16 protein-coding genes are annotated in these 13,689 nt (G+C 38.7%); 12 read left to right on the top strand and 4 right to left on the bottom strand.

Annotated features, from left to right (window positions below; genetic code table 11):
* Positions 1-77 precede the first annotated feature (77 nt).
* Positions 78-353 (top strand): YlbG family protein, encoded by a 276-nt coding sequence (locus JFU50_RS01885; RefSeq protein WP_048684554.1) that lies wholly within the window; start codon positions 78-80, stop codon positions 351-353.
* 54 nt (positions 354-407) lie between these two features.
* Here JFU50_RS01885 and JFU50_RS01880 read toward each other — a convergent pair whose 3' ends face one another.
* Entirely contained in the window at positions 408-797 is a 390-nt protein-coding gene (locus JFU50_RS01880; RefSeq protein ID WP_201181561.1) for a DUF7147 family protein, read from the bottom strand.
* A 475-nt stretch (positions 798-1,272) separates the two neighbouring features.
* On the opposite strand from JFU50_RS01880, the gene rsmD reads away from it, so the two are divergent.
* Together rsmD and coaD are read left to right on the top strand one after the other, a co-directional pair.
* Positions 1,273-1,848, top strand: a complete 576-nt coding sequence (gene rsmD / locus JFU50_RS01875) for a 16S rRNA (guanine(966)-N(2))-methyltransferase RsmD (RefSeq protein WP_201181559.1) — start codon at positions 1,273-1,275, stop codon at positions 1,846-1,848.
* Entirely contained in the window at positions 1,849-2,340 is a 492-nt protein-coding gene (gene coaD, locus JFU50_RS01870) for a pantetheine-phosphate adenylyltransferase (protein ID WP_053345217.1), read from the top strand.
* A 42-nt stretch (positions 2,341-2,382) separates the two neighbouring features.
* On the opposite strand, the gene ylbJ is transcribed toward coaD, so the two are convergent.
* The gene (gene ylbJ, locus JFU50_RS01865; protein WP_201221494.1) at positions 2,383-3,603 is read right to left on the bottom strand and encodes a sporulation integral membrane protein YlbJ; all 1,221 of its coding nucleotides are present in this window, start codon (positions 3,601-3,603) and stop codon (positions 2,383-2,385) included.
* 313 nt (positions 3,604-3,916) lie between these two features.
* Here ylbJ and JFU50_RS01860 point away from each other — a divergent pair, with 313 nt between their 5' ends.
* On the top strand, positions 3,917-4,714 hold the full coding sequence (locus tag JFU50_RS01860; RefSeq protein WP_053345219.1) for a patatin-like phospholipase family protein: 798 nt from the start codon (positions 3,917-3,919) through the stop codon (positions 4,712-4,714).
* Positions 4,704-5,729: a SepM family pheromone-processing serine protease gene (locus JFU50_RS01855; protein WP_056526530.1), complete on the top strand. Its 1,026-nt coding sequence runs from the start codon at positions 4,704-4,706 to the stop codon at positions 5,727-5,729. The genes JFU50_RS01860 and JFU50_RS01855 overlap by 11 nt, the downstream gene beginning before the upstream one ends.
* Positions 5,730-5,854: 125 nt before the next feature.
* On the opposite strand, the gene JFU50_RS01850 is transcribed toward JFU50_RS01855, so the two are convergent.
* Positions 5,855-7,063, bottom strand: a complete 1,209-nt coding sequence (locus JFU50_RS01850; protein ID WP_201221492.1) for a nucleotidyltransferase — start codon at positions 7,061-7,063, stop codon at positions 5,855-5,857.
* 218 nt (positions 7,064-7,281) lie between these two features.
* Between JFU50_RS01850 and JFU50_RS01845 the strand changes: the two genes are divergently transcribed.
* The 4 genes from JFU50_RS01845 to JFU50_RS01830 all read left to right on the top strand — a co-directional run bounded on the left by JFU50_RS01845 (position 7,282) and on the right by JFU50_RS01830 (position 9,655).
* Positions 7,282-7,803: a YceD family protein gene (locus tag JFU50_RS01845; protein WP_201181555.1), complete on the top strand. Its 522-nt coding sequence runs from the start codon at positions 7,282-7,284 to the stop codon at positions 7,801-7,803.
* A 65-nt stretch (positions 7,804-7,868) separates the two neighbouring features.
* Positions 7,869-8,042 (top strand): 50S ribosomal protein L32, encoded by a 174-nt coding sequence (gene rpmF / locus JFU50_RS01840; RefSeq protein ID WP_034313929.1) that lies wholly within the window; start codon positions 7,869-7,871, stop codon positions 8,040-8,042.
* Positions 8,043-8,194: 152 nt separating this feature from the next.
* Positions 8,195-8,959, top strand: coding sequence for an enoyl-CoA hydratase/isomerase family protein (locus JFU50_RS01835; protein ID WP_201221489.1), 765 nt, complete (start codon positions 8,195-8,197; stop codon positions 8,957-8,959).
* 78 nt (positions 8,960-9,037) lie between these two features.
* Positions 9,038-9,655, top strand: coding sequence for an RsfA family transcriptional regulator (locus tag JFU50_RS01830; RefSeq protein WP_201221487.1), 618 nt, complete (start codon positions 9,038-9,040; stop codon positions 9,653-9,655).
* A gap of 40 nt (positions 9,656-9,695) precedes the next feature.
* Here the strand turns inward: JFU50_RS01830 and JFU50_RS01825 are convergent, their stop codons facing one another.
* On the bottom strand, positions 9,696-10,187 hold the full coding sequence (locus JFU50_RS01825) for an N-acetyltransferase (protein WP_053345225.1): 492 nt from the start codon (positions 10,185-10,187) through the stop codon (positions 9,696-9,698).
* 458 nt (positions 10,188-10,645) lie between these two features.
* On the opposite strand from JFU50_RS01825, the gene JFU50_RS01820 reads away from it, so the two are divergent.
* The 3 genes from JFU50_RS01820 (at position 10,646) to bshC (ending at position 13,665) form a co-directional block, all read left to right on the top strand.
* Entirely contained in the window at positions 10,646-11,530 is an 885-nt protein-coding gene (locus JFU50_RS01820; protein WP_201181552.1) for a 2-dehydropantoate 2-reductase, read from the top strand.
* 4 nt (positions 11,531-11,534) lie between these two features.
* Positions 11,535-11,927: a DUF3397 domain-containing protein gene (locus JFU50_RS01815; RefSeq protein ID WP_053345227.1), complete on the top strand. Its 393-nt coding sequence runs from the start codon at positions 11,535-11,537 to the stop codon at positions 11,925-11,927.
* 109 nt (positions 11,928-12,036) lie between these two features.
* A complete protein-coding gene (bshC, locus tag JFU50_RS01810; RefSeq protein ID WP_201221485.1) occupies positions 12,037-13,665 on the top strand; it encodes a bacillithiol biosynthesis cysteine-adding enzyme BshC in 1,629 nt (542 codons plus the stop codon).
* Positions 13,666-13,689: the final 24 nt, after the last annotated feature.

Genomic DNA, 13,689 nt, shown 5'->3' with positions numbered 1-13,689 from the left:
TCTTTTTTTCTTGGTTGAAAGTACAGATTCTGCTATGCTAAACTTAGTTAAAACCTTTATAAAAGGGAGTTATTGATATGCTTGGAGCGAGACAAGGAATTATCGTCTATTTACATACATTAAAACAAGCCAAAATGCTTAGGAAATTCGGGAATATCCATTATGTTTCAAAAAAATTGAAATATGTAGTCCTTTATACAAACATGGATGAAGTCGAACCACTGGTAGAAAAGCTGAATAATTATTCGTTTGTAAAAAAAGTTGACCTATCTTATAAGCCTTTTTTGAAAGTGGAATTTGAAAACTCCAAACCAGATAAAGCGAAAGAATATGATTATAAGATGGGAATTTAAAAAAAGCTGACTCATGCGGAGTCAGCTTTTTTAATTCAGGACATCTATTTTTCTTCAACCTAATGGAGGTAGATATCTATTCATTCGTAATATACCAATCAAATGCTGATAGTATAACTCGATTTCTGCAAAGAGGACTGAAGATTTTACATCGATTTCAATAATGGATTTATCTAGTTCCTCTGCTAATTTCTCAAAAAGCTCATAGCGTTTGTTTACGGTAACATGAGGGTTAGGAATTCCTTCACGGCAAATATAAAGCGGCTGGAATTTCCCTGGATCTGTAGGTTGCATGACAACAACTAATGAAGTTACCTTTTTATCATTTATCGTAGTGTGTAGAGCTAAAAGCCTTGCAACACGATGCTTTTGATTGCGTCCTACTTCAAGCAGCTCATATATATCAGAATAACCTTGTCCAAGTTCAATAAAACGTTGAATCAATTAAACCTCTCCTAACTAACTTATTATTCATTACTTTATCATTATCTCCTTTAAAAGAGAAGGACAATTTCATTGTCTAATCATGACAAAGCCCAACGAGTAATGGAGGTTTATCAAAAAAAAGCCCTGCAAAAATCTGCAGGGTCCTTCTATGTCTAACTTAGGACTAGAAGGCAAAGGGAGAGGAGAAACCGGAGGAAGAACTTATGGGGAAACGTAAGCCTTCTCCGCGGTTGGCAACAACACCTAATAAGGAATGTTGTTATTCACATTATTGCCAAATACAACTTAAATATTCAAAATGTAAGAGATTTATAAAAAGAATGGATGAAGAATAGGTGTTGTAATTGGGTGTAGGAAAATATAATTTGATGTTTGTCTTAGGAAGAAGGTTGGCTTTTATTATTGGCTAGATTTTTCTAATATGTTAGGATAGGAAAGTAACAGAAATTTGTCATAAAATGTGGTGAGAATGATGAGGGTCGTTTCTGGAATTTGTAAAGGAAGACCACTAAAGGCTGTACCGGGAACAGGAACCCGGCCGACTACGGATAAAGTTAAAGAATCCATTTTTAATATGATTGGTCCTTATTTCGAAGGTGGGCTCGTACTTGACTTGTTTGCTGGTAGCGGTGGACTAGGAATTGAAGCATTAAGCAGGGGAATGGATAAAGCCATATTTGTAGACCGAGACTTTAAAGCAAATCAAACGGTTAAGGCAAATTTGGAGATATGTAAGTTTTCAGAACGTGCAGAGGTTTACAAAAATGATTCAGAACGTGCATTGAAAGCTTTGGTGAAAAGGGAAATAACCTTTCAATTAATCTTTCTTGATCCACCTTATAAGAAACAAAAGCTTGTGGATTTACTTGAAGAAATACATAAAAACCGATTGCTAAGCAATACGGGGTATATTGTTTGTGAGCATGGCCATGATGTTACATTGCCTGAGCAAGTTGGTGACTTTACTGTTAAGAGAAAAGAAGTTTATGGTGTCATTGCTGTTACGATTTATCATTGGGGGAACGTAAACGAACAGGGGGAACTATGAATGTCAAAAATAGCGATTTGTCCGGGAAGTTTTGATCCAATCACATTTGGTCATCTTGATATCATTCAGAGGGGAGCGAATGTATTTGATGAGGTATATGTGGTCATTGTGAACAATTCAGCAAAAAATTCATTGTTTACGGTAGAAGAAAGGCTGGAGTTAATTACAGAAGCAACGGCTCATATGCCAAATGTTAAGGTGGATTTCTATCAGGGACTGACGGTCGACTATGCTGAAAGCGTTTCCGCGAATGCGATTATCCGAGGATTACGGGCGACTTCTGACTTTGAATATGAAATGCAGGGAACTTCAATGAACCGTTTCCTGAACAATAACATAGAATCGTTCTTTATCATGACAAAAAATCAATATTCTTTCTTGAGCTCAAGTATCGTGAAAGAGGTTGCGAAATATGGCGGTGATATTTCTGAACTAGTGCCTCCTGTCGTCCAAAAAGCCTTGACTAAGAAGTATGAGCAACAAAAAGAATAGAAAAAAGAGCATTGCCGACCTAGGCAATGCTCTTTTTTCTATTTAAGAAAGTCCTTTGAATAGTCGTTTGGCGAATATCATGATGTAAAGGGTTAAAAAAGCGAGGGTTAACAACGGGCCAAAATCAAGCATATTCTGATAAAGAGAGCTTGCACGTTCACCTGTCGATCCGCTGACTGGGAAGGCATTAAATGGGTTGCCGCTGTAATTATTGCCTTTATAGAATGGCTCCCAAAGCAATACAGTGAAAATGGATGCAAGAAAACCATGTGCTATTCTAGCTAGAAAAAATGGCATGAACCGAATGTCTGTTGCGGCTATAATACTGGCTACTTGCGCTTGAATGCTGAATCCATTGAAAGCTAGGATGAAACTTGTCATTACAGTCTGCTGAAGGAGGCTCGCATTTTCGACTGAGCTGGTTAATTTTGAGCCAAGAGTCATTTCAAACAACCCTGAAATGAACGGGAGGCTTAAAGAATCAGGGAAATTCATAATATGTAATATTCCTCCGACCCACGAGGCTAGCAGTCCGGTAATATTCATATGAAATAAAAGTTTATTGACTACCGAAAAAAGAATGATGAATCCACCAATCATTAGAAGAGTTTGGATGGAGGATAGAACAGCATCTCCAAGCAAACTTCCAAATGGTCTCTTTTCTTTTAGCCGGGTTCGATGCATCTGGCTAAAGGCTTGTCTAATGGAAGGTAGTTTGGTGATTCCTTTTGACTGGGACTTTTCCTCTTTCCAACGGTAAAAGCGCATTAAAATTCCTACACAAAAATTTCCTAGGTAGTGGGAGAGTGCAAGGATGATACCTAATTGAGGATTATGGAAGAACCCTACAGCAACGGCAACAAACAGGAATAATGGATTTGATGAATTAGTAAAGCAAACAAGTCTTTCAGCCTCAATGCGGGTCACCTGTTTCTCTTGACGAAGCCTTACGGTGAATTTGGCTCCGGCTGGAAACCCAGAGGCAAGTCCCATCGCCCAGACAAAACCGCCCACTCCGGGTACCCGAAATAAAGGGCGCATGAACGGCTCGAGTATGACTCCAATGAATCTGACAACACCAAAACTGATTAATAACTCTGAGAAAATTAAGAAGGGTAGGAGAGAAGGAAAAACAATTTTCCACCACATATTCAGCCCACCTTTGGAAGCTTCAAAAGATTCCTGGGGGAAAATGATTAAGCCAATTGTCATTATCGTGACGGTGAGAGCTAATAATACTGTTTTAGATTTTGATTTAAGCAAAGTTCAGCCTCCTCTTGAAGGGATACTAAATAAGGGCAGTTCGTTTCGTCTATATAAAATACGAACTTCCTTTTCTCTAAAAGTAATGCACAGTATGGGTTATCGATTGTAAAAACATGATAAAATGAAGATACTAGGTACTAGAAATGGCTGTAATATTTCAATTTCATTACATTGGGAGTCTTTGTTCGTGCTACCATGCTTGTTTCACTGTCAATATAAACAATATGCTTCTATAAATCTGTTTAAGACCATAACTTTGTATGAGTGTTATTTCAATATTTTGAACTTCTTACAGAGAGGGGGGATTTCTTTGTCAAAACCAAAGATTGGGCTTGCACTTGGGTCTGGAGGAGCAAGAGGCTTTGCCCATATTGGCGTGATAAAGGTGTTGAAGCAAGAAGGCATTCCGATAGATATGATTGCTGGAAGCAGCATGGGGGCGATGGTTGCTGCCTTTTATGGCGCAGGTTCAGATATTGAGAGGCTCTATAAGCTGTCGAGGGCTTTTAAACGAAAATATTATTTAGACTTTACGATACCTAAAATGGGTTTCATTTCAGGTAAACGGACAAAAGATTTAATTAGAGTATTTACATATGGAAAGAAATTTGAAGAACTTGATATTCCTGTAGCAGTGGTTGCTACGGATATAAAGACTGGGGAAAAAGTCATTTTTCAGGAAGGTCCTATTGCCCCTGCTGTCAGAGCAAGCATCTCAATTCCTGGTATCTTCATTCCGGAAAAAATCGGAAATAGACTTCTTGTCGATGGAGGCGTTGTTGACAGGGTTCCTGTTTCTGTAGTGAAGGATATGGGAGCGGATATCATAATAGGAGTAGATGTTGCTCATGTTAAACAAGATATGGAGATAAACTCTATCTATGATGTTATCATGCAAAGCCTCGATATCCTTCAAATGGAATTGGTTAAAAGCAGGGAATTTGCCTCAGACGTCATGATCCGTCCTAGGGTTGAGAAATACAGCTCGAAATCATTTACAAACATACAGGAGATAATTAGTATTGGAGAAGAAGCTGCAAGAGGAAAGATCGATCAAATTAAGCAAAGCATTGTTACTTGGAAGGAGTCATTTGAAGATGAGCCGTAAAATGTATGTACGCACTTTCCTGGTGGCCGCTATACTACTGATAGCATCTGCTCTTTATTCCCTACCTTATTATGTGTCAAAACCAGGAATGGCTAAAGAATTAGAGCCAATTATTGAGGTTTCCGGTGGTGATGAAGCGGAAGGTAGCTTTATGCTGACCACGGTAAGGATGGGCAAGGCTAATATTTATTCCTATATGCTGGCAAAGTGGAGTGATTATCAGGAAATTTATCCGGAGACATCGATTCGTAGCGAGGATGAAACCGATGAAGAATATAATATTAGGCAGTTGCATTTGATGGATGGTTCTAAAAATAATGCAATCCAAATAGCTTATGAAAAAGCAGGGAAAGAAGTGGATTACGAATACTTAGGTGTATATGTTTTGGACGTGCTAAAAGGAATGCCAGCTGCTAAAGAACTGAAGGCGGGCGACCAAATCATTCAGGTGGATAATGTGAAATTTAAGTCCGCAGAGGAATTCATGGATTACATTAATGGGAAAAAGGCTGGAGACGAAGTTGAATTAGTGTATAAGAGGGAAGAGACAGAGAAAACAGCTCATCTCTCGTTGCAGTCTTTTAAAGATGATCCAAGTAGGGTTGGGATAGGCATTTCTCTCGATGATAATCGAAGGGTCATAACGAAACCTGCCATCGCCATAGATTCTGAACAAATAGGTGGTCCTTCAGCTGGATTGATGTTTTCTTTGGAAATTTATAATCAATTAACAGAGGGAGATCTCACAAAAGGCTACGATATTGCGGGGACAGGAACGATGTCAGATGATGGAACAGTTGGCCCAATAGGAGGGATTCAGCAGAAAATTGTCGCTGCCGATAAGTCCGGAGCGGAAATTTTCTTTGCGCCAAATGAAAATGGAGCAGCTGGTTCGAATTATGAAGACGCATTGGTTGTAGCAAAGGACATTGAAACAAAAATGAAAATTGTCCCGGTTGACAATTTTGAAGATGCGTTAGATTATCTAACGAAATTAAAGGAAAAAGAAGAATAAAAAAAGCGCAAGCAGTTCATCTGTTTGCGCTTTTTTTTGTTAAATTTCGATGTCAAAAACACTGCTGAATTTCACTGCGAAATAAACTGGTGGGACTTGGCGGCCTGGGTCAACCTGTATTTTCTTTATTTGATAATAATTGGTGATTCGTATTCTCGTTTCATTAAGGAAGCTTGATATGGGTCAGGTAAGCCCAATGCATATACCTGTGCCGCCCGTAAGTCCGTTTCAATGCCATGCTTTTGATATGCTGATAGTTTAGAGATGAGCGGAACCGGCAAGCCTTTCTTGACGGTGCGAAGGTACTCCTGCCCCCGGGCATTCATGCCAAGGAGTCTGATATATGAAGGTAGATCATTGTGTATCATTTTTCCCTTTAAGGTATGTGTGAAAATATGGACGCACATCCGCTGGAGTCGTGTCCAGGTATAGCGCTTTGTCTTCATTGCGGCCATGAAGTCTGAAAAGGTTGTAGCTTGTTTTGCCATTTCCTTAAATCGGTGCTCAATGCCTTCTTCGATTTCGTAAATTTCTGCCAACTCCATGAGTGAAGAGGATAGAATCCGGTATTTCAACATAGGCCAATACATTTCCCAGTCATGTAAGGTACGGTAGGTCGATAAATAATGCTCAAGGCCGATTCTTGTTGATTGTGGAATATAGCCAGCAACAGGATCCAATTCCTGTTTTTGTTCCATGATGGCTTTCCGGATTCCTGTTGCACTTGCTATCGACTCGGAAGATAACTGTGTATCATGGTATCCGGCCGCAACCCGTTGAATCGTATAGGGTTGAATTGAAAAACCGTTTTTTAGGGCAACACTAACATATTCTTTACCAAGAATATTATTTGGCTTCGTCAAATCCAGAACATCATCATTTTGGATTATTGATTGAAAAGCCAGGGAGGCACTTGTCGGATAGCTGTTACCGGCATCCATGGCCGATTTAATGGCTGCATCGAATGCTACAGAATTGTCAGAAAGAATTTTATGTGCCGTTATGAATGGTTCAATTCGGCCATCCTCGCTTCCAAAGCAAAAAGAGTCGCAGCCAAGGTATTCCAAAAGAGAAATCGAGCCTTTTGCAAAGATCTCCGCCTTCTGGGTTGCAAAGGCATAGGGAAGCTCGATGACAAGGTCAATGCCGCCGCGTAAAGCCATTTCTGCCCTTGCCCATTTACTGACAATAGCAGGTTCACCGCGCTGTAAGAATGGTCCGCTCATAACCGCTACCACGACATCTGCCCCTGTATTTTCTCTACTTTCTCTAGCATGTAAAACATGTCCATTATGAAAAGGGTTATATTCGACTACTAAACCGCAAGCTTTCATTCCTTCACCTCAGAGAAAAACTTTGTATTTTTTCAACTTAGTGCTAAAATAGTATTTCAAGTAAAATTACTATAATGATTCTTCGTGATTTTTTGTTTAAAATGAATCATAAACTTGGATAATCAGTTAGGATGACTACATTATAGTGTAAAGAAAAAATATTGACAAACTTATAATTGAAAGCTATAATTATTTTTGTTGCCTTGAGGTGATTTCATTTGAAATGGACGATTAGTCAACTTCAAAAAATTCGGGACAAAGATTTACGGTTTGATGAACTAGTGGATGTCTTAGACATTAAGGAAAGAGACCCGCAAATTCGCGATGTTTCTCCGATTAGAGTAGCAGGAAGAGCTGATATCAACTCGACCGAGATTACTTTTCACTTGCATCTTTCAGGTGAATTAACATTACCATGCTCCCGTACACTGGTAGACGTGAAATATCCGATTGATATTGATACAAAGGAAACCTTTCTTTTAAAGGCAGAAGACACTGATTTCTACGGAGATGATGTCACTGTTGTGGAAGGCGATGTTGTAGACCTTATACCGGTAATTAAAGAAAATTTATTGCTAGAAATTCCGATGCAGGTTTTTTGTGAGGATGTCGATTCGAACGAAGCTGCTCCTCAATCTGGGAAAGACTGGGCTGTTATTTCTGAAGAAGAAAGTAAACATAAGGTTGATCCGAGATTTGCAAAGCTTGCCGACTTTTTTGACAACAATAAAGAATCTTGATTGGAACGAAAAATCGTTAATTCGATTTTTCCAGCTTTTTTATATTTTTTAAGGAGGTGGGAATAATGGCTGTACCTTTTAGAAGAACGTCGAAAACTGTAAAAAGAAAACGTCGTACACACTTCAAGCTTCAAGTACCTGGTATGGTAGAATGCCCAAGCTGTGGTGGAATGACTCTTTCACATCACGTTTGTAAAGAATGTGGAACATACAAAGGAAAAGAAGTTGTCGCAAAATAATTTCTTGACCTACTTGAAAGCTTTGCTTTCTTGATGCAACACGCTAATCAAAGCACAGAGATATTTCTCTGTGCTTTTTTTACTAAGATTTTTGGCAGAATATTTAGAATTTTTTGCAGCTTGACAGACAATTTATTGGAGAAGGTGTTTACATGAATAAGGTGCTAATTGTTGAAAAGGATGTACGCGGTTACATGAAGATTTTATTTAATAGACCGGAAAAAAGGAATGCTGTGAATTATCAATTAATGGACGAACTTGAGGCGGTTTTGTCAAAAGCGGCAAGCGACGACGAAGTAAAGATGCTGGTCCTGACAGGGGCAGGCTCTCAGGCGTTCTGTTCAGGTGGGGATTTAAGCGAGTTTCATGACCTCTACACAGAGGAAGAGGCCTTTACCATGTTATCAAAAATGGGTAAGATTCTTTATTCACTAGCGGTTTTTCCAAAACCTACACTAGCACTTCTTAATGGGAGTGCTGTCGGTGGCGGGTGTGAAATAGCGACTGCTTGTGATTTTAGATTGGCAAAAAGTGGAGTGAAACTTGGTTTTGTACAGGGGACACTTGGGATTACGACAGGATGGGGCGGTGCTTCGCTTTTACTTGAGAAAATACCAGAGCAAAAAGCGCTGAAACTATTGTTGGATGCAAAAATACATAAAGCTGAAGAAGCCAGGGAATTTGGTTTCGTAGATAAGATAATCGAAGAAGATACGAATGGATGGGAAGAATTTGTAGAAGATTTACTTCGTCATGAGACAGGAGTACTGATGGCTTATAAAAAATTATTGGTCAAGAAATGGAAGGATAGCGGGATTAAAGGAAGAATGGAAGCGGAAATTCGTGAATGTGCTAAACTATGGGCGACTGATGCACATCATGCTGCAGTCGATCGATTTTTAAACAAGAAAAAATAAATGTTACACCCTCTATATTTCTTCTATCTTTCCTAGCATGTGCATATTATGAAGTAAAACTTGCTGGGAGGTAGAGAGATGTCACTTACGAGACAAGATGCATGGACACAGGATGAGGATTTGTTGCTGGTTGAAGTGGTATTAAGGCATATTCGAGAAGGCAGTACACAGTTAAGGGCATTTGAAGAAGTAGGGAAGCAGGTATCGAGAACATCAGCCGCTTGTGGATTTCGTTGGAATTCTTTTGTAAGAAAGCAATATAAATCAGGAATTGAGCTGGCCAAAAAGCAAAGGAAAGAACAGGCTGTAAAGGAAACCGAATTTGAAATGGAAACTGTAGTAGCAGAATTCAAGACTATTGAACAAAAGACAAACGAGGAAAGGGAAAATGAATCTATTACCTTTCAGGAAGTTATATTATATTTAACGAAAATGGATGAATTAATCCAACTTGATAGTAAGGAAAAAGAACGAATTTCTGAGCACTCACTTTTACTTGAACAGGAAAATGATCGTTTACAGGATGAAAATAGACTGCTGAAAGAAAACTTGAAAGTGGTAGAGGAAGATTATCGTGCGTTAATGCAAATTATGGAGCGGGCTAGAAAGCTCAGTGTGCTAGAAGACGAAAAGGCGAATCCGAAAGTTAGTTTCCAAATGGATAAAAACGGAAATTTGGAAAGGGTTAATAAATAAAAAAAGCGGGTGGAAATATCCGCCCGCTTTTTTTATCAGCTTATTCTTGTGTATCTATGTTAATGTTCTCTTCTTGTTTGACAAATGGGCTCCAAATTAGCGGGTTTTCTCCAAGGTCCCGGTCCATATCATAGGAAACAGCAGAGAAATCCATTTTTTTCCAAAAGTCTTGTGAATGAACTCTTGGGTTCGTTTTGATTGGCATGTTCAGACTTTTAGCGAATTCAACTAAAGCTCTTCCATAACCTTTTTTCTGATAGTTAGGCAAGACTTCAAGTTTCCAAAGAACGAGGAAGTCTCTTGTATTATCAAAATACTGGTCAAAATTAGCACTTTTTTTGTACAGACTCATCCTTGCTACAAGTTTGTCACCATAAAAGATACCGTAAAAAGGTGATTGGCTGTCATTTTCAATGATGTTACCTTCTAAATCATCGAGCATTGACAGTTCCTGTATCCCGTATTCTTTGAATTTTTTGAATTCCTCAAGCGTTTTAAAATTTACAAGTAATCTCTCCACCTTGTATTCCATAAAAAAGCTCCCCCTTAATTCTGATAAACCTCTTCCAACAATACCTTTGAAAGTACCTCAATGCTAAGTTATCATGTGGAATTCCAGCTTAAGGCATAAATCTAGTGTGGCATCAATCGATTCATCCTTGCTGACTAAATGCTTACAGCCGAGTATCCCCCGCCCTTTTTCCTTCGATTTCTCGTCGGCGTAAGATTGGAGGTATCTTTTGTTCCTATAAAGTCAAAAAAATGGCTCGGCTTTTATATCTAATATACCATTAATTTATCTCATAAAGAAGGAAATAAAACTTAGGCTGTCGTATTTATAATTCGCTCCCCTTATTTTTATAGCGAGCGGAAAAGAGCATGGGGATAGCGATGCAGGGGTTTCTTCGATCGAGGGGAGGAATCGCCGCAGGTTAAAAAAGAAAATGTGTTAAAATAGTAAATATATATCAAAAAGTAAGGAAGGTTATTATGAGAATTGGAATCATAGGGGGCGGGGCAATCGGTTTGTTGTTCGCATCTCGTTTGAGTGGGAATCATAGTGTTACTCTTTATACTCGTACAATGGAACAAGCATCCATTATAAATCGTGATGGTCTGTGTCTTATTGAGAATGGGGAAAGCCGGTTGCTGACAGGGATAGTTTCGAAGGCTATGGAAGAAGGTACATCGAGTGAAGATCTTATCATAATAACTGTTAAGCAATATCACCTTTCGCAAATCTTACCCGTTATTGAACGAATACAAGTTCCATTGCTATTCTTGCAGAATGGCTATGGACATATATCTTATTTGAAACAGCTGCAATCACCAGTCATCTATGTTGGGGTAGTGGAGCATGGGGCACTGAAACATGACCAGAATACTGTGGAGCATACGGGACTCGGTATCACGCGGGTGGCATCCTTCAAAGGAAGTCTTGATCAGCTGTCGTTATTAGATGAAAAAATCAATCGTTTTCCTTTTTCTAAGAGTGAGAACTATCACTCTATGCTGATAGATAAGCTGATCGTTAATGCAGTTATTAATCCATTAACAGCGATACTATCTGTGGAAAATGGAAAATTAATCAGTAATCCCTTTTATTATCAGCTGTTTCAGGCTCTTTTCGAGGAAATTTCTGCTATTTTAGAATTGCCAAATAAGATGGGGTCATTTGAACATGTAAGATCCGTATGCTTTGCAACAGCAGAAAACCGATCTTCCATGCTTAAAGACATAGAAAATGGCAGGAAAACGGAAATCGATGCTATTTTGGGTTATATCCTCTCGGAGGCAAAGAGGAAAGAGAAAAGTGATTGCGTAACGGCTTCTCTATATAAGATGGTTAAAGGAAAAGAGTTTCAGGGGGGATGAGGGTGTGCCGAACTTTGTATCAAGTCTTGCTGCGATTTTTATTACCTTGCCCTTTATAGGGTATATTCTATTTTTTATCGGTGCTAAACAATTCACTGGAAACCATAGACGATCCGTTCAATTTGCGATGGATATGAGTACATTGCTTTTCGTTTTATCAGTCCATTATTTAATTATTACAATTTGGGATATACATATTCTTTGGGTGATCATGCTGATCATGATTGTCAACGCATTTGTTGTTGTTCTTGTCCATTATAAGGTGAAAGAAGAAATCATTTTTCATAAGGTTTTAAAAGGTTTTTGGAGAGTGAATTTTGCTTTCTTTTTTTGCGCTTACCTACTATTATTTTCCATTGGTTTGATTACAAGTATTACGAAGATATTGACTACATAACATAGAACATAACATCAATTTTCTGCTGCTGGGCAACTTCTTTTGTTTTCTTAAAACAGAATGTTATACTCTAAAAAGAATTGTAGTTGCAGAGAAAGGGAGAACAGAAATGGAGATGAAAGATCTCGCGTTACCATCTTTAAATCGATTTGCATCGGACTATTTACAAAACCGTCTTGAAACTGAGGAGTATTTTCACTATGACCTGTCCAATCCGGACATATATCGTAATAGATACCTTGAATTGATGAACCGTTCGTTTTTACGAGGGGAGTTATCAGATTACATACAACAATACATGTCTCGTTTTCCAAGCAGTGATGCTGTTAATGGAAATATTGAAAGGTTGCGCAGTAACGATTCAGTGGTCGTGATTGGCGGGCAGCAGGCTGGTTTATTGTCAGGTCCGCTTTATACGATTCATAAAGTGATATCAATCATTAAGCTTGCTGAAGAACAAGAAAAAGAACTAGGGAAGTCTGTAATTCCTGTTTTTTGGATAGCTGGTGAAGATCATGATTTAGCTGAAGTCAATCATGTTTATGTGATGAAAAACAGTAAACCTAATAAAAAGACATACCCTTCATATCAGCCATATAAAACAATGGTTTCGGATATGGAGCTTGATACGGAAAAGGCAGATAAGTGGTTCGAAGAAATCATTGAAACTTACGGAGAAACAGCCTTTACGAATAAACTTCTTATTGATATTAAAGAAACAATCGAGCAATCGAACACATTCGTCGACTTTTTTGCCCGTCTGATTCACGAATGGTTCCATGAATATGGCCTTTTACTTGTCGATGCTGGTGATCCGAAACTAAGGGAAATAGAAACAGGCTTCTTTGAATCGATGATTAAAAAAAGTGAACGGATTGCAGAAGTTGTCGTGGAGCAACAATCATATATGCATGCTCAAGGCTATGCAAAAATGATAGAAATGGATAAACAGGCAGCTAATTTATTTTATTATGATACAGATAAAAAAGATCGATGTTTACTCGAACGGGTAGATGGTATGTTCAGCGGGAAGAACGGAGAGGTTTCATTTTCTGAGCAGGAACTCTTGCAGATAGCCAAAGGTCATCCAGAACAACTAAGCAATAATGTCATTACTCGTCCGCTTATGCAGGAAATGCTTTTCCCGGTATTAGCCTTTATTTCTGGACCGGGGGAAATTGCTTATTGGGCAGAATTGAAACAGGCATTTGAGTTGTTTTCAATGAAGATGCCGCCAATCGTTCCGAGGTTAAACATCACGCTTGTAGAGCGTGGCGTTCAAACTGATCTTGAGGAAACAGAACTCGAGTTGGAGACCGTGTTGACTGAAGGAACCACGAATGCTGTTCGATGTTACCTTGATACTGTGAAGGATGAGACGATTGATCAATTATTCGGGCAGTTGAAATCGCAACTTGAAGATAATCATGAAAAGCTATCAGTGCACGCTGTTTCGTTAGATAGAGGTCTTGAGCCGATGTTGAATAAAAATATCGAATTCATCCAAAAGCAATTGGATTTCATGTATGGGAAAATTGGTGACCGTACTAAGGAACGCCACTCGGTTGTATTGAAAAAGTTTGAACGGATAGCAAATTCGCTGTATCCTCTTGAATCACCACAGGAGAGGATTTGGAATGTTTTTTATTACTTGAATCAATATGGACCAGATTTTGTTCGGGAAATTATGAAACTGGATTATCAGTTTAATAACCAGCACAAATTGATTTTTTTGTAGAAAAACTCACCTGATTGGATGAGA

The sequence above is a fragment of the Peribacillus sp. TH14 genome, assembly GCF_016651145.1.
Classification (GTDB): Bacteria; Bacillota; Bacilli; order Bacillales; family DSM-1321; genus Peribacillus; species Peribacillus butanolivorans.
Note: the sequence above shows the minus strand (reverse complement) of the source record. Positions and strands in the feature narration are given on the sequence as shown.